This window comes from Variovorax ginsengisoli (assembly GCF_030486595.1).
GTDB lineage: Bacteria > Pseudomonadota > Gammaproteobacteria > Burkholderiales > Burkholderiaceae_C > Variovorax > Variovorax ginsengisoli_B.
In genome coordinates, this window is record NZ_JAUJZH010000026.1 from 55312 (window position 1) to 74554 (window position 19243).

General features: G+C 69.1%; 19 protein-coding genes and 1 pseudogene. 16 read left to right on the forward strand and 4 right to left on the reverse strand.

Going from position 1 to position 19243, the window contains the following annotated elements; genetic code table 11:
• Nucleotides 1–110 precede the first annotated feature (110 nt).
• Together QZH52_RS28570 and QZH52_RS28575 are read left to right on the forward strand one after the other, a co-directional pair.
• Nucleotides 111–515 carry a hypothetical protein gene (locus QZH52_RS28570; RefSeq protein WP_301814239.1) on the forward strand — a complete coding sequence of 135 codons (405 nt, stop codon included), beginning with the start codon at nt 111–113 and terminating at the stop codon, nt 513–515.
• An 83-nt stretch (nt 516–598) separates the two neighbouring features.
• Nucleotides 599–2971, forward strand: coding sequence for a DNA polymerase II (locus QZH52_RS28575; RefSeq protein WP_301814241.1), 2373 nt, complete (start codon nt 599–601; stop codon nt 2969–2971).
• Nucleotides 2972–3142: 171 nt separating this feature from the next.
• Here the strand turns inward: QZH52_RS28575 and QZH52_RS28580 are convergent, their stop codons facing one another.
• Complete coding sequence (locus QZH52_RS28580; protein ID WP_301814243.1) at nt 3143–3655, reverse strand: MarR family winged helix-turn-helix transcriptional regulator; 513 nt, start codon at nt 3653–3655, stop codon at nt 3143–3145.
• A gap of 133 nt (nt 3656–3788) precedes the next feature.
• Between QZH52_RS28580 and badH the strand changes: the two genes are divergently transcribed.
• The 11 genes and pseudogenes from badH (at nt 3789) to QZH52_RS28635 (ending at nt 14529) form a co-directional block, all read left to right on the forward strand.
• The gene (badH, locus tag QZH52_RS28585; RefSeq protein WP_286536045.1) at nt 3789–4556 is read left to right on the forward strand and encodes a 2-hydroxycyclohexanecarboxyl-CoA dehydrogenase; all 768 of its coding nucleotides are present in this window, start codon (nt 3789–3791) and stop codon (nt 4554–4556) included.
• Between the two features lie 35 nt (nt 4557–4591).
• Nucleotides 4592–5374 (forward strand): 2-ketocyclohexanecarboxyl-CoA hydrolase, encoded by a 783-nt coding sequence (gene badI, locus QZH52_RS28590; RefSeq protein WP_301814247.1) that lies wholly within the window; start codon nt 4592–4594, stop codon nt 5372–5374.
• Nucleotides 5375–5399: 25 nt separating this feature from the next.
• Nucleotides 5400–6551: pseudogene (gene aliB, locus QZH52_RS28595) on the forward strand (cyclohexanecarboxyl-CoA dehydrogenase).
• 213 nt (nt 6552–6764) lie between these two features.
• On the forward strand, nt 6765–8408 hold the full coding sequence (gene aliA, locus QZH52_RS28600; protein ID WP_301814249.1) for a cyclohexanecarboxylate-CoA ligase: 1644 nt from the start codon (nt 6765–6767) through the stop codon (nt 8406–8408).
• Nucleotides 8409–8416: 8 nt separating this feature from the next.
• Nucleotides 8417–9409: a Bug family tripartite tricarboxylate transporter substrate binding protein gene (locus tag QZH52_RS28605; protein WP_301814251.1), complete on the forward strand. Its 993-nt coding sequence runs from the start codon at nt 8417–8419 to the stop codon at nt 9407–9409.
• A 12-nt stretch (nt 9410–9421) separates the two neighbouring features.
• Nucleotides 9422–10198, forward strand: coding sequence for an enoyl-CoA hydratase (locus tag QZH52_RS28610; protein ID WP_301814252.1), 777 nt, complete (start codon nt 9422–9424; stop codon nt 10196–10198).
• Nucleotides 10199–10222: 24 nt separating this feature from the next.
• Nucleotides 10223–11266, forward strand: a complete 1044-nt coding sequence (locus QZH52_RS28615) for a zinc-binding dehydrogenase (RefSeq protein ID WP_301814253.1) — start codon at nt 10223–10225, stop codon at nt 11264–11266.
• Nucleotides 11267–11351: 85 nt separating this feature from the next.
• Nucleotides 11352–12587 carry an MFS transporter gene (locus QZH52_RS28620; RefSeq protein WP_301814254.1) on the forward strand — a complete coding sequence of 412 codons (1236 nt, stop codon included), beginning with the start codon at nt 11352–11354 and terminating at the stop codon, nt 12585–12587.
• A 76-nt stretch (nt 12588–12663) separates the two neighbouring features.
• Nucleotides 12664–12819 (forward strand): hypothetical protein, encoded by a 156-nt coding sequence (locus QZH52_RS28625; RefSeq protein ID WP_301814255.1) that lies wholly within the window; start codon nt 12664–12666, stop codon nt 12817–12819.
• A 17-nt stretch (nt 12820–12836) separates the two neighbouring features.
• Entirely contained in the window at nt 12837–14225 is a 1389-nt protein-coding gene (locus QZH52_RS28630; RefSeq protein ID WP_301814256.1) for a phenylacetate--CoA ligase family protein, read from the forward strand.
• 151 nt (nt 14226–14376) lie between these two features.
• Nucleotides 14377–14529 (forward strand): hypothetical protein, encoded by a 153-nt coding sequence (locus QZH52_RS28635; RefSeq protein ID WP_301814257.1) that lies wholly within the window; start codon nt 14377–14379, stop codon nt 14527–14529.
• A gap of 72 nt (nt 14530–14601) precedes the next feature.
• On the opposite strand, the gene QZH52_RS28640 is transcribed toward QZH52_RS28635, so the two are convergent.
• Nucleotides 14602–15129: a GNAT family N-acetyltransferase gene (locus QZH52_RS28640; protein ID WP_301814258.1), complete on the reverse strand. Its 528-nt coding sequence runs from the start codon at nt 15127–15129 to the stop codon at nt 14602–14604.
• A gap of 110 nt (nt 15130–15239) precedes the next feature.
• Between QZH52_RS28640 and QZH52_RS28645 the strand changes: the two genes are divergently transcribed.
• Both QZH52_RS28645 and QZH52_RS28650 read left to right on the forward strand, forming a co-directional pair.
• Nucleotides 15240–16304, forward strand: a complete 1065-nt coding sequence (locus QZH52_RS28645; RefSeq protein WP_301814260.1) for an XdhC family protein — start codon at nt 15240–15242, stop codon at nt 16302–16304.
• Nucleotides 16301–16810 (forward strand): C40 family peptidase, encoded by a 510-nt coding sequence (locus tag QZH52_RS28650; protein ID WP_301814261.1) that lies wholly within the window; start codon nt 16301–16303, stop codon nt 16808–16810. The genes QZH52_RS28645 and QZH52_RS28650 overlap by 4 nt, the downstream gene beginning before the upstream one ends.
• Here the strand turns inward: QZH52_RS28650 and QZH52_RS28655 are convergent.
• The gene (locus QZH52_RS28655; RefSeq protein WP_301814262.1) at nt 16807–17247 is read right to left on the reverse strand and encodes a cupin domain-containing protein; all 441 of its coding nucleotides are present in this window, start codon (nt 17245–17247) and stop codon (nt 16807–16809) included. The genes QZH52_RS28650 and QZH52_RS28655 overlap by 4 nt on opposite strands.
• A gap of 80 nt (nt 17248–17327) precedes the next feature.
• Entirely contained in the window at nt 17328–18218 is an 891-nt protein-coding gene (locus QZH52_RS28660; protein ID WP_301814263.1) for a LysR family transcriptional regulator, read from the reverse strand.
• Nucleotides 18219–18300: 82 nt separating this feature from the next.
• Between QZH52_RS28660 and argC the strand changes: the two genes are divergently transcribed.
• Nucleotides 18301–19233, forward strand: coding sequence for an N-acetyl-gamma-glutamyl-phosphate reductase (gene argC, locus QZH52_RS28665; RefSeq protein WP_301814264.1), 933 nt, complete (start codon nt 18301–18303; stop codon nt 19231–19233).
• Nucleotides 19234–19243: the final 10 nt, after the last annotated feature.

The window sequence follows — 19243 nt, forward strand, 5'->3', positions numbered from 1 at the left end:
CGGCAGGCCCGGCGTAGGCGAAGAGTGCGCTGGATCGGCCCCATTGTCCTACCCTGCGGACGAGCGGGCGGGCGCCCATTGGGCCAATGACTTCGAAGTTGTCCCCCGTCTTGCGTGTCCTGCAGGAGATCTCGCATCTCCACGTCTTGCGCGATGTCGAGCTCGTCTTTGCGCCGGCGGGCCAGGTGGCCGAGACCGGCGGTCCGTTCGAATCGCGCATCGATGCCTGCAAGCGAGAACTGCGCCGCCTGACCCTCGGGGCCACCGCTGCGGATCTGTCCCGCTTCCGCATTGAGCGGGCGCTGTTCCTGCGCCTGCTTCTTGCCAGCGTTGGTGTGCGGCTGGCCGCTTGGAAGTGCGCGTCCGAATGGCAGCCGCTGCGGCGCTCGCAGCTGCTGGAATCGCTCTCGCACGACGCCGAGCAGCGTGAACTGGGCGTGCTCGTGAAGGCGATGGACGGGCCGGAGTTCGCGGACTATGTGTGCCAGGCCGCACGGCGGGCCTGCGTCGGCTGAAGCCCTGCCGTGCCGGAGTCGGCACACCGCCAGGGAGAGGCGAAAATCGGCGCCTTCCTGCTCTATCGATTCTCCAAGCTCTCGTGGCATCCAACGAACTCAAGGGCTTCATCCTCACTCGCCGCTGGCGAGACGCCCCGGCCGGCACCGAAATCGAGTATTGGCTGGCGACCGACGCCGGACCGGTGAAAGTGGTCCTGACCGCCCGCACCTCGGTCGCATTCGTCGAAAGCCGGCACCGGCCCGCGCTGGACGCGCAGCTCGCAGCCATGCCGGGCCTGCAGGTGCGCGAACTCGGGCTGAAGACCTTCGGGCAGGGACCCGTCGTCGGTGTCTATGCCAAGCACTTCCGCCAGCTCGGCCAGCTGGCACGGGCGCTCCAGGCGCAGGACATTCCACTGCTCGAAGCCGATGTGCGTCCGCACGACCGCTACCTGATGGAGCGATTCATCACCGCGGGCGTGCGGGTGGAAGGAGGGCGCAGGGACGGCGCCACCATCGTCGACTGCAGACTCGGGCCGGCGCCCGACTTCCGGCCGGTGCTGAAGGTGGTGTCGCTGGACATCGAGACCAGCCGGCACGAGGCGCTCTACTCCATCGCGCTCGACGGCACCGCAGACCGGGTCGTCTTCATGCTGGGCGAGCCGCCGCCCGAGCCGGCGCAGCCCGATGGCTTCTCGCTCGTCTATTGCCCGACCCGCAAGGACATGATCGAGCGCTTGAACGACTGGTTCGAGAGGAACGACCCCGACGTCATCGTCGGCTGGAACGTCATCCAATTCGATCTCCGCGTGCTTCAGAAGACAGCCGACGACTGCGGGACGCAGCTGCTCATGGGACGCGAGCGCCGGCCCTTCGAGTGGCGCACCCATCCGGGCCGGCAGGGCTACCTGTTCGCGCCGACACCCGGTCGCATCGTGATCGACGGCATCGACGCGCTCAAGGCCGCGGTGTGGAGCTTCCCGTCGTTCAGCCTCGAGACCGTCTCGCAAGCGATGCTGGGCGAGGGCAAGGCCATCGGGAACGCGTACGACAAGATGGCCGAGATCGAGCGCCGCTACCAGGAGGACAAGCCCGCGCTGGCCACCTACAACATCCGCGACTGCGAACTGGTGCTGCGCATCTTCGAGAGGGCGAAGCTGCTGCAGTTCGTGCTGGAACGGGCCCACACGACGGGCCTGCAGGCCGACAAGTTCGGGGGCTCCATCGCCGCGTTCAGCCATCACTATCTGCCGCGCATGCATCGCCTGGGCTACGTGGCGCCGAGCGTGGGCGAGATCCCGAGCAAGGCCTTCCCCGGCGGCTACGTGATGGACTCGAAGCCGGGGTTCTACGACTCCGTCGTGGTGCTGGACTACAAGAGCCTCTACCCCTCGATCATCCGGACCTTTCTCGTCGACCCGGTGGGCTTCATCGAGGGGTCGAACACCTCGGACCCGACGCGGGTCGTCCAGGGACCGGGAGGGACCGTCTTCTCGCGCGAGAAGCATTGCCTGCCGGAGATCGTGACCACGCTGTGGCGCGCCAGGGACGAGGCCAAGCGGGTCAGGAACGAGCCCCTGTCGCAGGCCCTGAAGCTGCTCATGAATTCCTTCGCCGGGGTGCTGGGTGCGGCCGAGTGCCGCTTCTTCAATCCCAAGCTCGTATCCGCCGTGACCTTGCGCGGGCACGAGATGATGAAGCTCACCCGCGAATTCGTGGAAGGCCGGGGCTACGAGGCCATCTACGGCGACACCGACTCCATCTTCATCTGGCTGCGGCGCACCCGCACCAACGAAGAGGCGCACGCCATCGCGGCCGACCTGGCGAGAGACATCAACGCCTGGTGGACGCGCACCCTCCGCGAGGAGCAGGGTCTGGAGAACTTCCTCGAGATCGAGTTCGACACGCACTACAAGAAGTTCTTCATGCCCACCATTCGCGGCTCGGACGTGGGCAGCAAGAAGCGCTATGCCGGCCTCAGCGCGGACGCCGGGGGCAAGGAGGAGATGGTCTACCGCGGCCTCGAGATGGCCCGCAGCGACTGGACCCCGCTGGCGCGCCAGTTCCAGGAGGGCCTGCTCTCGCGCATCTTCCACGGCGAGCCCCATCAGGCGTTCGTGGCCGGCTATGCACAGTCGATGCTGGCGGGCAGGATGGACGACCTGCTCGTCTACCGCAAGCGCCTGCGGCATCGCCTCGATGCCTACCAGGTCAAGGTGCCGCCGCAGGCCCGCGCTGCCCGGATGGCCGACGAGCACAACGATCGGGTCGACCGCCCCAGGCAATACCAGGACGGCGGCTGGATCGAATACGTCATGACCCTGAACGGGCCGGAGCCCATGGAAGCGCGCCGCTCGCGCATCGACTACGAGCACTACCTGAGCAAGCAGCTGCAGCCGATCGGCGATGCCATCCTCCAGCCGATGGGGGAGAGCTTCGCGGCGCTGACGACCGCGCAGCGGGGCCTTTTCTAGACCTTGCGGGACAGACCAAGAACTGCGAAGCAGTTTTGCTCTGTCCCCAACTGATCAGGTCCTGCGGGACAGACCAAGAACTGCGCAGCAGTTTCGCTCTGTCCCCAACTGATCAGGTCCTGCGGGACAGACCAAGAACTGCGCAGCAGTTTTTGCTCTGTCCCCAACTGACTAGTTCTCTTCCGGCTCGGCGCCACCCCCCTGCACGTCATCCACCCGCTGCATGTTCTCGAGGATCCGCAGCAGGTAGTGCAGCGTGTGCGTGATGTCGTTGACCGAGAAATCGCCGATCACCTGCTCGTAGTAGTCGTGGATCTTCGGCAGCGCCTCCTGCTGCCACACCTGCAGGCCTGAAGGCGTCATGGAGACCAGCCGCGACCGGCGGTCTCGGCCGTCGGGCGCCATCCGCAGTCGGCCATCGCGCTCCATGCGGCTGAGCAGTCCCGACAGCGCCTGCCGGCTCACCTTGAGGTAGCGGGCCAGGTCGCCCACGCTCATCCCCTCGCCGGCCTCGGGCCGCGACAGCGCACCCAGTACCGCCCATTGCTGCGTCGTGAGGCCTTCGGCCTCGACGGCCTTGGTGCCTGTTTTATGCAACATGTTTGCACATTGGTACAGCCGGAAGAACACCCGGTTGGCCAGCGCCATGCGCGCCGGGTCCGCTGATTGATTAGGGATTACCATGATTCATCTCTGAAAGTTCGATTTGACAGGCGAGTCGATCTGCCCATAATACGTAAACATGTTGTCGTAATGGCGCGAAACCCCTCGAGGCTGGCGCCCACGATAGCAAGCTTCGCAACCCATGGAGACCCAGATGCAGACATTCAATGAAAAGACCGTCGTGATCACCGGCGGCGGCGGCGGCATCGGCGGCGCGACCAGCCGCCGCTTTGGCCGCCAGGGCGCGCGCGTCGCGGTGTTCGACCTGAACCCGGAGGCCGCCGAGAAGGTGGCTGCGCAGATCCGCGCCGAGGGCGGCCAGGCCGAGGCCTTTCGCTGCGACATCACCGACCGCGCGAGCGTCGACGCCGCGGTCGCCGCCACGCTCGAGCGCTTCGGCCCGATCGACGTGCTGGTCAACAACGCCGGCTGGGACGTGTTCAAGCCCTTCACCAAGACCGAGCCGGCGCAGTGGGACAAGCTGATCGCCATCAACCTGACCGGTGCCCTGCACATGCACCACGCGGTGCTGCCCGGCATGGCGGCGCGCAAGGCGGGGCGGATCGTCAACATCGCCTCCGACGCGGCGCGGGTCGGCTCCTCGGGCGAAGCGGTGTACGCGGCCTGCAAAGGCGGCCTGGTGGCGTTCTCGAAGACCATCGCGCGCGAGCACGCCCGCCACGGCATCACGGTCAACGTGGTGTGCCCGGGCCCGACCGACACAGCGCTGTTCGCCGACTACAAGGAAGGCGCCGGCAATCCCGAGAAGCTGATGGAAGCCTTCACGCGCTCGATCCCGCTGGGCCGCATCGGCCAGCCGGACGACCTGCCGGGCGCCATCCTGTTCTTCGCCAGCGACGACGCGGCCTACGTCACGGGCCAGGTCCTGAGCGTCTCGGGCGGACTGACCATGAACGGCTGATGCCGCTCCCCGACCCCTCCCACTGAAAGAACATCATGGAATTCGAAGACATCCTCTACGAAGTGCGCAACGGCGTGGCCTGGATCACGATCAACCGGCCCGAGAAGATGAACGCCTTTCGCGGCCAGACCTGCGATGAGATCATCCGGGCGCTGAACCGCGCCGGCTACGACCGCGAGGTCGGCGCCATCGTGCTGGCCGGCGCCGGCGAGAAGGCCTTCTGCACCGGCGGCGACCAGTCCGCCCACAACGGCAACTACGACGGCCGCGGCACCATCGGCCTGCCGATGGAAGAGCTGCACACCGCCATCCGCGACGTGCCCAAGCCGGTGATCGCCCGGGTGCAGGGCTTCGCCATCGGCGGCGGCAACGTGCTGTGCACCATCTGCGACCTGACGATCGCCTCCGAGAAGGCCGTCTTCGGCCAGGTCGGCCCGAAGATGGGTTCGGTCGACCCCGGCTACGGCACGGCCTTCCTGGCGCGCGTGGTCGGCGAGAAGACGGCGCGCGAGATCTGGTATCTCAACAAGCGCTACTCGGGCCAGGAGGCCGTGGCGATGGGCCTGGCCAACATCTGCGTGCCGCCGGAGAAGCTCGACGAGACCGTGCAGGAGTGGGCCGAGACCATCTGCGAGCGCAGCCCGACGGCCATCGCCATCGCCAAGCGCAGCTTCAACGCCGACACCGCGCACCAGAGCGGCATCGCCGGCCTGGGCATGTACGCGCTCAAGCTCTACTACGACACCGAGGAGTCGCGCGAAGGCGTCAAGGCGCTCGGCGAGCGGCGCAAGCCCGAGTTCCGCAAGTACGCGAAGTAGGCCCTGCGCCACCCGAGGAGACACCATGAATCCCTACATCGACGAGGATCTGGCGGCGCTGGCCGAGCATGCGCGCCGCTTTGCCACCGGACGGGTCGCGCCGGGCTTTCTGGAGCGCGACAAGACACGCGTGCTCGACCGCGCGCTGATGCGGGAGATGGGCGAGATGGGATTCATCGCGCCCGAGTTGTCCGAGGCCCACGGCGGCCAGGGCACGGGCGCGCTGGCGGCCGGCGTGATCCACGAGGAGATCGCGCGGGCCGACCTGAGCCTGAGCTACGTCAACCTGCTGGCCTCGCTCAACGGGCAGATCCTGGCCCATCACGGCCGGCCGGAAGTCGTCGCGCCCTGGCTGGCGAAGCTCACGCGGGGCGAGGCGCTGTTCGCGATCGCCCTCACCGAGCCGCGCGGTGGTTCCGATGCCGCCAACCTGCGCCTGCGCATCGAACGGATCGGCGACGACTACGTCGTCAATGGCGAGAAGACCTCGATCTCCGCCGCCGACCAGGCCGATGCGGCGGTGGTGTTCGGCCGCACCGGATCGATCGAATCGGCGGCCCATGGGGTCACGGCGCTGCTGGTGCCGATGGATCTGCCGGGCATCACCCGCAACCGCTTCGACTGCCACGGCCAGCGCGCGATCGGGCGCTGATCGCTGTTCTTCGAGAACGTCCGGGTGCCGGCCAGCCACCGCCTGGGCGACGAGAACAAGGGCTTCGTGCAGGTCATGCAGGGCTTCGACTTCTCGCGTGCGCTGATCGGCCTGCAGGTGCTGGCCGTCGCCCGCGTGGCGCTGGAAGAGACCTGGGAGTACGTCGCGCAGCGCGAAGCCTTCGGCAAGCCGTTGTCGGCCTTCCAGGGCGTGTCGCATCCGCTGTCTGACTTCGACACCCAGGTCGAGGCAGCCCGCCTGCTGTGCCTGCAGACGCTGTGGCTGAAAGACAAGGGTGCACCGCACACCGCCGAAGCCGCGATGTGCAAGTGGTGGGCGCCCAAGCTGTCCTACGACGCGATCCACCAGTGTCTGCTGATGTTCGGCCATGGCGGCTACGACCGCGGCGCGATGGAACAGCGCCTGCGCGACGTTCTGGGCTTCCAGATCGGCGACGGCACGGCCCAGATCATGAAGACCATCATCGCCCGCACCCGCGCCGGACGCGAAGCGGTGCCTTCCTGAGACCTTGCGGGACAGATCAAGAAACTGCGCAGCAGTTTTTGCTCTGTCCTCAACCGATCAGAAGCCTTGCGGGACAGATCAAGAAACTGCGCAGCAGTTTTTGCTCTGTCCTCAACCGATCAGAAGCCTTGCGGGACAGATCAAGAAACTGCGCAGCGGTCTTTGCTCTGTCCTCAATCGATCAGCCCGAGACAGTACAACAAGGAGACAAGCATGGAATTCGACGCCGTACTCATTGCGCCGCGCCGCGCCCAGATGGTGGCCCAAGGCCTCTGGCACGACCGCACCATCAACGACGACCTCGACGCTTGCGTCGCGGCCTGCCCCGACAAGACCGCGCTCACCGCCTTGCGGGTGGAAGAGGGCGGAACCATCCGCTTCACCTACCGCGAGATGACCCGGATGGCCGACCGCATCGCGGTCGGGCTGGCCCGGCTGGGCGTGGGCCGCAACGACGTGGTGGCCTGCCAGCTGCCCAACTGGTGGCAGTTCACGCTGACCTACCTGGCCTGCTCGCGCATCGGCGCCGTGATCAATCCGCTGATGCACATCTTCCGCGAGCGCGAGCTGTCCTTCATGCTCAAGCACGGCGAGGCCAAGGTCCTGATCGTGCCGCAGGCCTTCCGCGGCTTCGACTTCGAACAGATGGTGGCGGGCTTGCGGGGCGATCTGCCTGCTCTCGAGCACGTGGTGGTGGTCGGCGGCAGCGGCGGCAACAGCTTCGATGCCCTGCTCAGCGGCCCGGCCTGGGAGGACAGCGCCGACGCACAGGCGATTCTCGCGCGCAGCCGCCCCGGCCCCGACGACGTGACCCAGCTGATCTACACCTCGGGCACCACCGGCGAGCCCAAGGGCGTGATGCACACGGCCAACACCACGATGGCCAACATCATTCCGTACGCGCAGCGCCTGCGCCTGGGGGCCGACGACGTGGTGCTGATGGCCTCGCCGATGGCGCACCAGACGGGCTTCATGTATGGGCTGATGATGCCGATCATGCTCAAGGCGAGCGTGGTGCTGCAGGACATCTGGGAGCCGGGCCGGGCGCTCGAGCTGATCCGCAGCGAGCGTGTCAGCTTCACCATGGCCTCGACGCCGTTCCTGACGGACCTGACCCGCGCCGTGGCGGAGCGCCGGCTGGAGGTGCCGACCTTGCGCACCTTCCTGTGCGCGGGCGCGCCGATTCCCGGCCCGCTGGTCGAGCAGGCACGCGCCGTGCTGGGCACCAAGATCGTGTCGGCGTGGGGCATGAGCGAGAACGGCGCCGTCACCCTGATCGAACTCGACGACGAGGACGAGCGCGCCTTCAACACCGATGGCCACCCGCTGCCGGGGGTGGAGATCAAGGTGGCAGACGACGCGGGCCAGGCGATGCCCGCGGGCGAGCCTGGCAGGCTGCTGGTGCGCGCGTGTTCCAACTTCGGCGGCTACCTCCGGCGGCCGCACCTCAACGGCACCGATGCCGACGACTGGTTCGATACCGGCGACCTCGCGCGCGTCGATGCAGAGGGCTACATCCGCATCACCGGCCGCAGCAAGGACGTGATCATCCGCGGCGGAGAGAACATCCCGGTGGTCGAGATCGAGTCGCTGCTCTACCGGCACCCCGCGATCGCCATGGCCGCGATCGTGGCCTACCCGGACGAACGCCTGGGCGAGCGGGCCTGTGCGGTGGTGGTGGCGCGGCCGGGCCACAGCGTCGACCTGCCTTCGATCGTCGACTTTCTCAAGCGCGAGAAGGTGGCCGTCCAGTACATCCCCGAGCGCCTGATCGTGCGCGACACCATGCCGTCGACTCCATCCGGAAAGATCCAGAAATTCAAGCTGCGCGAACTGCTCCGCACCACCACCGCCTAGGAAACAACATGTTCACCTCATCGTCCATTCGCCGCCGCCTGCTGCAGGCCCTGTCGGTCGCCGCCCTCACGAGCATCGGCTGTGCCGCGTTCGCACAGACGGCTTCGAACTGGCCCACGAAGCCGGTCCGCATCGTCGTCGGGTTCGCGCCCGGCGGCAGCACCGACGTCATGGCCCGGATCCTCTCGCAGTCGCTGTCCGAATCGCTGGGGCAACCGGTAGTGATCGACAACAAGCCGGGCGCGAGCGGCAACATTTCCGCCTCCGAAGTGATACGCGCCGCGCCGGACGGCCACACCTTCCTGATCGCGCCGACGTCGGTGGAAACGGCCAATCCCTCGCTGTTCAAGTCCGCCATCCTGCCATCGCGCGACCTGACGCCGGTGGCCAGCGTCGGACGCACCCAGATGTACCTGGTCGCCAAGCCGCAGATGGCCGCGAAGGACGCGCGCGACCTGGTCGCTCTGGCCAAGGCCAGGCCGGGCACGCTGTCCTACGCCTCGGCGGGTGCGGGCACGCCACCGCACCTGGCCTGCGAATTGTTCAAGCAGGCCACCGGCACCGACGTCGCCCACGTGCCCTACCGCGGTGCGGCCCCGGCGTTGCAGGACGTGCTGTCGGGCCAGGCCGACTTCGTCTGCGACCCGGGGATCGCGTTTCCGCACATCCGCACCGGCAAGGTCAAGCTGCTGGGCATCGTCAGCGCCAAGCGCTCGCCCTTCTTCCCAGATGTGCCCACGGTGGGCGAGCTGGGATTCAAGGGCGCGGACCTCGACATCTGGTTCGGCATGTGGGCGCCGGTCGGCACACCGCCCGAGATCGTGGCCCGCATGAATCGCGAAGTCGCCAAGGCGCTGGCGCAGCCGGCCGTCAAGTCGCGCTATGCCGACCTGGGCGCCGAACCGGTCGCGATGGAGACCGCCGATTTCCGGACCCTGCTGGCCGACGAGGGCGCCTTGTTGTCGGCGCTGATCAAACAGCAGAAGATCGTGGTGGATTGACACGGGACCGGCATGCACGAACAACCCATCCTCACGCAGGCCCACGGACGGGTCGGCCTCATCACGCTGGCCCGGCCGCGGCAGATGAATGCGCTCGACGACGCACTGATGGACGCGCTGGGCGCGGCGCTGCTCGGATTCGACGCCGACGCCGACATCGGCGCCATCGTGATCACCGGCAGCGCGAAGGCCTTCGCGGCCGGCGCGGACATCGCGGCGATGGCCGACTGGAGCTACATGGACGTCCACCAGGGCGAGTTCATCACGCGCAACTGGGAAACCATCCGCCGGGTGCGCAAGCCGGTGATCGCCGCGGTGGCGGGTGTCGCGATGGGCGGCGGCTGCGAGCTCGCACTGGCCTGCGACATCGTCATCGCCGCCGAATCGGCGCGCTTCGCGCTGCCCGAGATCAAGCTGGCCATGATGCCCGGCGCCGGCGGCACCCAGCGGCTGCCGCGCGCCATCGGCAAGGCCAAGGCCATGGACATGTGCCTGTCGGCCCGCACGCTGGACGCCGCCGAGGCCGACCGCTGCGGGCTGGTTTCGCGGGTCGTGAGTGATGAGCGCCTGCTGCCCGAGGCGATGGAACTCGCTGCGCGCATCGCCGGTTTTTCGCTGCCGGCGCTGGTGTCGATCAAGGAGTCGGTGAACCGGGCCTGGGAGGCTTCCTTGACCGAAGGCATCCTGTTCGAGCGCCGGCAGCTCCATGCGCGTTTTGCCAGCGAGGACGCGCACGAAGGCATGAACGCCTTTCTCGAGAAGCGCCAGCCGGTGTTCCGGCACGGCTGATCCACATCCCACGAGGATCACCGCATGCAGGCAGTCTTCATCACGGGCCACGGCGGCAACGAGGTCGTCGCCGTCGGCGAGCGGCCGAGGCCGGTGCGCGGCCCGGGCGAGGTGCTGGTGCGCCTCCAGGCGGCCACGCTCAACCAGGTCGATCTCTACATGCGCGACAGCGGCGCGGGCATCACGCATCGGCTGCCCCAGATCATGGGGCTCGACGGCGCCGGGATCGTGGAGGAGGTGGATGGGGACGAGCCTCTTCTGGCGCCCGGCCAGCAGGTCGTGCTGCATCCGGGCATCGCCTGTGGCCGTTGCGAGTTCTGCCAGCGCGGCCAGGGTGTGCTTTGCACCGCGATCCAGTACCTGGGAGAGCATCGCGACGGCACCTTGGCCGAATACGTCAGCGTGCCGGCCCGCAACGTGTTCCCGATGCCTGCGCACCTGAGCCATGCCGAGGCCGCGGCGCTGGGGGTCAACCACCTCACGGCCTGGCGGATGCTGTTCAACAAGGCGCAGATCAAGCCCTGGGAGACGGTGCTGATCTTCGGCATCGGCGGCGGCGTCTCGCTGGCGGCCCTGCAGCTGGCCCGGCTGGCCGGTGCCAGGGTCATCGTCACGTCGCGCACCGACGCCAAGCTGCAGCGCGCCCTGCAGATGGGCGCCGACCATGCGATCGACAGCGCGACCCGCGACGTGGCGAAGGAGGTGATGGCGCTCACCGGCGGCCGCGGCGTCGATGTCGTGATCGAGAACGTGGGCGCCGCGGTCTGGTCGAGCGCTATGAAGTCGCTGGTGCGCGGTGGCCGGCTCGTGACCTGCGGCGCCACCAGCGGCGACCAGCCGCCGGCGGACCTGCGCCGCATCTTCATCCGTCAACTCCAGATCCTGGGCTCGACGCTGGGCGACCTGGACGAGTTCGCGGCCTTGCTGTCGCTGGTCCGGCGTACCGGCCTGCGTCCCGTGATCGATGCGGCGTTCCCGATGGCCGAGGCCCACGCGGCACTCGACCGACTGGGCGCCGCCGACCGTTTCGGCAAGGTGGCCATCACGATCTCCGACGGCGCGCGCTGATCGCTCCGCGAAGGGGCCCATCGCCAGATGGCATGCGCGCCGCGGGCATGCGGCGGGACAATGAATGCGACTCCCGCCGCCATACATGTCCGATATTTCCGCCGCCACTTCCCCTCGCACCCTTGCCGACCCGGCCGCCCAACACTGGCGGCGCAACCTCGTCGTCTGCATGTTCGGCTCGTTCACCACCATCGTGGCGATGACGCTGCTGCTGCCCTTCCTGCCGCTCTACGTCGAACAGCTCGGCGTGCACGATTCCGCGGCCATCGTCCGCTGGTCGGGCGTGGCCTACGGCGCGACCTTTTTCAGCGCCGCGCTGGTGGCGCCGCTGTGGGGCCGGCTGGCCGACCGCTACGGCCGCAAGCTGATGCTGATCCGCGCCAGCCTGGGCATGGCCGTCGCGATGGCGCTGATCGGCCTGGCGCAGGACGTCTGGCAGCTGGTCGGCCTCCGCCTCCTCGCCGGCCTGCTGGGCGGCTATGCCTCGGGCTCGACCGTGCTGATCGCGACCCAGACCCCGAAGGAGCGCTCGGGCTGGGCTCTCGGCACCCTGTCGTCCGCGGTGATGGCCGGCAGCCTGGTCGGCCCGCTGATCGGCGGCGTGCTGCCACCGCTGATCGGCATCCGCTGGACCTTCTTCGGCGCCGGCGCGGTGATCTTCGTCGCCTTCCTGGCCACGCTGTTCATGGTCCGGGAGGAGCGCCGTCCGGCGCGCGTCAAGGCCGACGCCAAGCCGGCCGGCGGCTGGGCCGCGGTGCCCGACAAGCGGCCGGTCACCGCGATGCTGCTGACCGGGATGTTGCTGATGCTGGCCAACATGTCGATCGAGCCGATCATCACGGTCTACGTCGCGCAGCTGGTGGCCGAGCCCGCGCGCGTCACGGTGATGGCCGGCTTCGTGATGTCGGCGGCCGCGCTGGGCAGCATCCTGTCGGCCTCCCGGCTCGGCAAGCTGGCCGATCGGGTCGGGCACTGGAATGTGATCATCGGCTGCCTCGCGATCTCGGCCGTGCTGCTGGTGCCGCAGGCCTTCGTCACCTCGGGCTGGCAATTGGTCGGGCTGCGCTTCCTGATGGGGCTGTCGCTCGGCGGGTTGCTGCCGTGCATCGCCAGCGTGATCCGGCACAGCGTGCCCGAAGGCACCGCAGGCAGCATGCTGGGCTATTCGATTTCCGCGCAGTACACCGGTCAGGTCGCGGGGCCGCTGCTGGGCGGCTTCGTCGGCGGCCATTTCGGGATGCCGACCGTGTTCCTCGCCACCTGCGTGCTGATGGCCTTCGGCGCGCTGTGGAATTGGCGCGCGAAGCGGGCCTGCGACTGAAGCCGACTGTTCGTTTGTATTTCTTGCCGCCCGCGGCTCAAAATGGGCGCTCTTCCGCAGCCCGAGGAACCGACCCATGTCCACTCCCAAAGTCCCCTCCGAGGACGATCCCGCGCAGCTGCCCGTGGAGCCTGAATTCCCGACCGATGCCGATCCGACGAACCCCCATTCCGACGAGGGCCAGCCCGGCGCCGACGAGAACGCCGCCGGCTTCGTGAAGGAGAAGCTCTAGGACGAGGAGGCCGCCTGATGCCGCCGCCGATCGACCCCTGGTTGTCAGGCTCGATCGCGCTGGACGTTGCGCTGGCCGCGCGCGTGCCGGCCGCGTCGATCGCCGCCCGGCAGGCGGCGCGCCTGGGCCGACTGCTCGCTTCGGCCCGCCTGCAATCGCCGACCTACCGGCGCCTGCTCGACGGCCTCGCGCCGGACTCGCTGCAGCTTGCGGACCTGCCGGTCGCGCACAAGGCCGCGCTGATGGGCGATTTCGACGGCTGGGTCGCCGATCCCTGCCTGCGGCTGGACGCCCTGCGCCGCTTCGTGGCCGACCGCCGGCGCATCGCCGAGCCCTTCCTTGGCCGCTACGCGGTGTGGGAGAGTTCGGGCAGCAGCGGGGAGCCCGCCGTCTTCGTGCAGGACGCGGCCGCGATGGCGGTCTACGACGCGCTGGAGGCGCTGCGGCGGCCCGTGCTGCGACCGCTGCAGCGGTGGCTGGACCCGTGGGGGCTCGCCGAGCGCATCGCCTTCGTCGGTGCGACCAGCGGCCACTTCGCCAGCACCGTGTCGATCGAGCGGCTGCGGCGCCTCAATCCGGCGCTGGCGCAGCGCCTGCACGGGATCTCGTTCCTGCAGCCGGTCGCGCGCCTGGTCGACGAACTGAACATGCTGGCGCCGACCGTGATCGCCACCTATCCGAGCGCGGCGGTGCTGCTGGCCGAAGAGCGCATCGGGGGGCGGCTGCGGGCGTCGCCGGCCGAGGTCTGGACCGGCGGCGAAGACCTGTCGGCGGCCGAGCGCGACTTCGTGCAGCAGGCCTTCGGCTGCCCGGTGACCAACAGTTACGGCGCGTCGGAATTCCTCTCGCTGGCCTTCGAATGCGGCCAGGGCCGGATGCACCTCAACAGCGACTGGGCGATCCTGGAGCCCGTGGACGCGCAGGGCCGCGCGGTGGCGCCCGGCGAACTGCCCGCGACCACGCTGCTCACCAATCTGGCGAACCACGTGCAGCCGCTGATCCGCTATGACCTGGGCGACCGCGTGACCGTTTGCCCGGGCGGGTGTCCTTGCGGCTCCTGCCTGCCCGTGATCCAGGTCCAGGGCCGCTGCGACGACACGCTGCACCTGGGCGGCGCCCGCTCGGGCCCGGTCAGCGTGCTGCCGCTGGCGCTCAGCACGATGCTGGAGGAGGGGGCCGGCCTGTTCGATTTCCAGCTGGTGCAGGTGGGCCCCTGCGAATTGCTGTTGCGCACCGGGCTGTGCGGTTCGGCGGCCGGCCCCGCGCTGCGGCGGGCGCGGCAGGTGCTGGGCGAGTTTCTCGAATCCCATGGTGCTCCGGGGGTGCGGATCCATTGCCGCAGCGGCGAACCCGGCCGCGCCGGCCGCAGCGGCAAGGTGGCGCGCGTGGTGGCATCGGCGCCCTGATTTCGGACCGCGGGCCGAGGGTTTCCCGGTCCGAAGACAATCTGGACCTGAAACTTCGCCGCGCGGGGCCCTGTTCCCCCAGTTCCTGACGCCGGGCGCGCCGGTCGCCGAGCAGTTCTTCGCGCTGACGGCGACCTTCGCCGTCTTCACCGTGCTGTCGCATGCCTTCTACGTGCTGCTGGCGCGCGGCATGAAGCACCGCTTCTCGGATCTGCGACGGGTGCGGCTGTTCAATCGCATCGCGGGCGCGGCCTTCGTGCTGCTCGGGCTCGGTCTGCTGCGGCTGCGCAGCAGGGTCGACTGAGACATTGCGGGACAGACCAAGAACGACGCAGCAGTTGTTGCTCTGTCCTCAACTGACTAGAAGACTCCGCCGTCATTGCGCGCGCAAGGCGTCCGGCTCGGTACGCGCATCCACCTTGAGCTGCAGAAACACCAGGTCCAGCCAGACGCCGAACTTGGTGCCGACCTCGCTCATCAGTCCGACCTGCTCGAAGCCGAGTTTCTTGTGCAGTTCGATCGAGCCGGTGTTGTTGGCTTCGATGGCGGCCACCAGCACATGCTTGCCGATGCCGCGCGCGCGCTCGATCAGGGCCACCATGAGCGCCTTGCCGATGCCCGCGCCGCGGCAGTCCTGGCGCACGTACACCGAATGCTCCACCGTGTGGCGATAGCCGTCGAAGGCGCGCCAGTCGCCGAACGAGGCGTAGCCGGCGACGGCGCCTTCCGCATCGATCGCCACCAGCACCGGGTAGCCGACGCGCTGCCGGTCGGCCAGCCAGGCCGCGCGATTGGCGGCGTCGACGGTCTTCTCGTTCCAGATGGCGGTGGTGTTGCGCACCGCGTCGTTGTAGATGGCGACGATGCCGTCGATGTGGGTGGTGTCTGCGTCAAGGACCTGCATGGGGCCTCCAGGGGGGAAGATCCGGCGATTTTCAGCCCGAGTCGGGCCTGCGCTGGTCTATCCTTGGTTCTTGGCGTGAAGCAAGCGACATGCCCCCGAAGGAGTCCTCGATGCCCGATGAAGATCCGACCGCCGCGAGCCCCGGGTCCGCCGACACGGCCCCGGCGGCGATCCTGCGCCAGGCCCTGGCATGGAAGGACGCCGCGGCCGACGTGGTCCTGGCGACGATCGTGCGCGCCTGGCCCACTGCGCCAATGCGCGCCGGCAGCCAGATGGCGGTGCGCGGCGACGGTGTCCGCTTCGGGTCGCTGTTCGGCCCGCCGGTCGATGCGCGGGTGGCGCAGGCCGCGCTCGATGTCCTGGACCGGGGGGCGGACCCTGCGCTGGGCGTCGCCGTCGACGAGGCGACCGCCTCGACCGCGGGGCTTGCCTGCGGCGGCGCCCTGGAAATCCGGCTCGAAGCGATCACGGAAGGCGACGCGGGCCACGCCGGCCCGTTGCGCGCGGCCCTGCGCGCCATCGAAGACCAAGAGGGCGTCGTGCTGTGCACGCGGCTCTCGGACGGCCTCCACGCCTGCCTCCCCGCCAGCGGCGCCGCCACGCATGCGTGGGCGGCCGAGGCCCGCGACCGGGCCCGCGCCGACGACACCGGCATCGCGAGCGTGGACGGCGACGAGGTGCTGTTCCAGGTCTTCAATGCCCCGCTGCGGCTCTTCGTGGTCGGGGCCGTCCGCGTGGCCCGGGCGCTGCTCGATGCGGCGAAGCTGGTCGGATTCGGCGTGACCATCATCGACCCGCGGCCCGGCCACATGCAGGCGATGCCGTTTCCCGGCGCGGGACAGGTCGTCGACGATGCCGCCCGCGCGTTGCGCGACGCGCACCTGGACGAGCGCAGCGCCGTGGTGTTTCTTTCGCACGCGCCCGAGATCGACGACCCCGGGCTGGCCGAGGCGATCGGCAGCCGGGCCTTCTACGTCGGTGCGCTGGGCAGCCGAAGGACGCATGCGGCGCGCCTCGCCCGGCTCGCCGAGCGGGGCCACCCGCCCGAACTCACCGCCAGGATCCATGGGCCCGCAGGCCTGCGCATCGGTGCCGTCGGGCCGGCGGAGATCGCTGCCTCGATCGTGGCGGAAATCGTCGCCGTGCTGCGGCGGGGCGATGGCGGGCTGGCATGATCCGACCCGACACCATGAGCAACCCGCGCTTCGCCTCGACCCTCATTCGCCTGCTTTCGACGGCCGCCTGCCTGCTGGCGCTGGGCTGTGCGAGCCCGCCGCTTCCGGTGTCCGGGTCCGGTGCCGCGGCGCTCTCGGCCGAACAGTCGAACGATGTCGCCATCCATGCGCTGGGCCTCGTCGGCACGCCCTACCGCTACGGCGGCAACACCCCGGACGGCGGCTTCGATTGCAGCGGCCTGATCGGCTACGTGTACCGAAAAAGCGTGGGCCAGGCGACGCCGCGCACCGTGGCCCGCATGGCCGCCTTCGGCCGTCCGGTGCCGGTGTCCGAGATCCGCTCGGGCGACCTCGTGCTGTTCGGCGCCGCCACGCCGTCGCACGCGGGCATCTATGTCGGGGAAGGGCGTTTCGTGCATGCGCCGTCGAGCGGCGGCGAGGTGCGCCTCGACCGCCTCGACGGCATCTACTGGTCGCGCCAGCCGACGCAGGTGCGGCGGCTTTAGGGAGCCGAGGGCTGGGCGGGCGCCGCCGGCTTCAGCCCGTAGCGCGACATCACTTCCATCAGCTTCGCCCGGTCGGGCGGGCCGCCGGCGTTGACCACGGCGGCCACATCGCGGAAGTACTGTGCGCCGATGTCCGGCGTCAGGACGACGAGCGCGCGCGCCGTCTGCGTCCCTTCGTTGCGGAAGCCGTGCACCGAGCCCCGCGGCGTCGACATCCATTCGCCCGGCTGCAGCTGGCGCGTGTCGGCGTCGACCGAATAGGTGATCGAGCCTTCGACCACATAGAAGAACTCTTCGTTGTCCCGGTGGCTGTGGGCCGGCGGGACGTTGGAGCCCGGCGGCACCGTGAGTTCGAACACGCCCAGCCCGCCGCTGGCCGAGCCGTCGACCAGGTAGCGGATCTCGAGTTGGCCTGCGCGGATCGGGTCGCTGCTCATGGGAGGTCTCCTGAGGTTCTGGCGGCCATCCTACCGGGAGGCGCCATCGCGTCAAGGCCGATCGCCACCGATCATCCGACTCACGTGGCCGGATCCCTCTCGGGCAGCAAGGCGTCCAGCACGAACCGCGTCGGTCCGCTGGCGCCCCGGTCACCGACCGCGAGGCCCAGCTGCCGCCACAGCGCCGGGCTGAGCGGGCGGACGGCGATGCGAGGGTCTCGCGCGGGCTCGTGCGATTCCGCCGGCAGCAGCGCCGCGCCGTAGCCCGCGGCGACCAGGGTCCTGATCGCATCGTTGTAGTTGAGCTCGATGCGCGGCCGACAATGGACGCCAGCCGCGGAGAACCATTCCGCGGTCAGCCGGTAGAGGCGGGTGGAGGCGTCGTTCATGATCAGCGGCCGCTGGCCCAGCCACTGCGGCGTCAGCCGCCTGGGTGCTTTCCAGGCCGCCGGCAAGAAGGCGACCACGGCCTCGCGCCGAAGGGGCGTGACATGGACGCCCCGCACCGGCGCCTGCGGCAGCGCCACGACCGCCAGCTCCAGGCTGCCTGCGGCGAGCCGGGCCATGCTTTCGTTGGAGGTCAGTACCTGCACGTTGACGTCGATGCCGGGATGGTTGCGAGCCAGACGATCGAGCGCGGGCGGCAGCAGGTGCGCAATGGCGCCCGTCGAGGCCCCCACGCGTACGCGGCCCGTCTGGCCGGCGAGCTGGCGCCGCACGTCTTCCACGGCGTCGTCGGCGTCGGCCAGCAGCCTGCGGGCACGCGCGATGAACCGCTCTCCCAGGGCGGTCGCTTGCGCGGGCCCCCGCCCGCGAACGAGCAACTGGCCACCCAGGCGCGATTCGAGTTCCGCGATCTGGACGGTGACGGTCGGTGCCGCCAGGTGAAGGGCGCGCGCGGCATTGGCCAGCGACCCGAGGTCGGCGATGGCGACCAGGGTGCGCAGATGGTCGAGGCTCAGTTCCCGCATGTCGCTAATTTAACTTTTCTTAATTCAGAGTTGGATAAATTTAGCTGGAGCCATCGCGGTCGAATGCCTACGATCGCACGCCATGGACCTCCTCAATGTATTCATCGACGGCGACCAGGGCACCACCGGCCTGGACCTGCAGAACCGGCTCCGCGGCGGCGAATTCCGCATCCGCACGTTGCCGACGGAAGTGCGCAAGGACGCGGCCGCCCGCCGCGACGCCCTCAACGCGTGCGACATCGCCATCCTTTGCCTGCCCGATGCCGCGGCGCGCGACGCCGTGGCGATGATCGAGAACCCCTCGGTGCGTGTCATCGACGCCAGCTCGGCCCACCGCACCAGCCCGGGGTGGGTCTACGGCCTGCCGGAGCTCGATGCACGGCAAGGCGAGCGCATCGCCACGGCATCGCGGGTCACCAATCCGGGCTGCTATCCAACTGCTGCGGTCGCGCTGCTGCGACCTTTGACGGATGCGGGCCTGTTGCCAGCCGACTGTCCGCTCGTCATCCATGCCGTCTCGGGCTATTCGGGCCAGGGCAGGGCGGGGGCGGAAGCGCACGAGGCCGGAGCCGGGTCCGGGGCGCATTCGTTCAAGGTCTACGGCCTTGCGCTCGAGCACAAGCACGTGGCGGAAATCGAGGCCTACGCCGGCCTGGCGCAGCGGCCCCTCTTCGTGCCGGCCTATGGCAGTTGGCGGCAGGGCATCGTGCTCACCATCGGATTGCACGCGCGATGGCTTCCCTCGGACGTGTCGGGCGCGCGCATCCACGAATGTCTTGCGCAACGCTACCGCGATGCGGCGCATGTGCGCGTGCTGCCGATGTCGCCCGCCGAGCCGTTGACCGAACTGGACCCACAAGTCCACAACGGCTCGAACGACATGAGTCTGGCGGTCGCATGCAATGAACCCACAGGCCAGATCGTCCTCTGCGCGGTGCTTGACAACCTGGGCAAGGGTGCCGCGGGTGCGGCGGTGCAGAACCTGCGGTTGATGGCGAGCGCCGCGCCGCCTTGACGCGCGCCGG

Excerpts from the sequence above, each read along its gene's own strand:
- QZH52_RS28580 (WP_301814243.1), bottom strand. The coding sequence starts at position 3,655 with ATGGTAATCCCTAATCAATCAGCGGACCCGGCGCGCATGGCGCTGGCC.
- badH (WP_286536045.1), top strand. The coding sequence starts at position 3,789 with ATGCAGACATTCAATGAAAAGACCGTCGTGATCACCGGCGGCGGCGGC.
- badI (WP_301814247.1), top strand. The coding sequence starts at position 4,592 with ATGGAATTCGAAGACATCCTCTACGAAGTGCGCAACGGCGTGGCCTGG.
- aliA (WP_301814249.1), top strand. The coding sequence starts at position 6,765 with ATGGAATTCGACGCCGTACTCATTGCGCCGCGCCGCGCCCAGATGGTG.
- QZH52_RS28605 (WP_301814251.1), top strand. The coding sequence starts at position 8,417 with ATGTTCACCTCATCGTCCATTCGCCGCCGCCTGCTGCAGGCCCTGTCG.
- QZH52_RS28610 (WP_301814252.1), top strand. The coding sequence starts at position 9,422 with ATGCACGAACAACCCATCCTCACGCAGGCCCACGGACGGGTCGGCCTC.
- QZH52_RS28615 (WP_301814253.1), top strand. The coding sequence starts at position 10,223 with ATGCAGGCAGTCTTCATCACGGGCCACGGCGGCAACGAGGTCGTCGCC.
- QZH52_RS28620 (WP_301814254.1), top strand. The coding sequence starts at position 11,352 with ATGTCCGATATTTCCGCCGCCACTTCCCCTCGCACCCTTGCCGACCCG.
- QZH52_RS28625 (WP_301814255.1), top strand. The coding sequence starts at position 12,664 with ATGTCCACTCCCAAAGTCCCCTCCGAGGACGATCCCGCGCAGCTGCCC.
- QZH52_RS28630 (WP_301814256.1), top strand. The coding sequence starts at position 12,837 with ATGCCGCCGCCGATCGACCCCTGGTTGTCAGGCTCGATCGCGCTGGAC.
- QZH52_RS28640 (WP_301814258.1), bottom strand. The coding sequence starts at position 15,129 with ATGCAGGTCCTTGACGCAGACACCACCCACATCGACGGCATCGTCGCC.
- QZH52_RS28645 (WP_301814260.1), top strand. The coding sequence starts at position 15,240 with ATGCCCGATGAAGATCCGACCGCCGCGAGCCCCGGGTCCGCCGACACG.
- QZH52_RS28650 (WP_301814261.1), top strand. The coding sequence starts at position 16,301 with ATGATCCGACCCGACACCATGAGCAACCCGCGCTTCGCCTCGACCCTC.
- QZH52_RS28655 (WP_301814262.1), bottom strand. The coding sequence starts at position 17,247 with ATGAGCAGCGACCCGATCCGCGCAGGCCAACTCGAGATCCGCTACCTG.
- QZH52_RS28660 (WP_301814263.1), bottom strand. The coding sequence starts at position 18,218 with ATGCGGGAACTGAGCCTCGACCATCTGCGCACCCTGGTCGCCATCGCC.
- argC (WP_301814264.1), top strand. The coding sequence starts at position 18,301 with ATGGACCTCCTCAATGTATTCATCGACGGCGACCAGGGCACCACCGGC.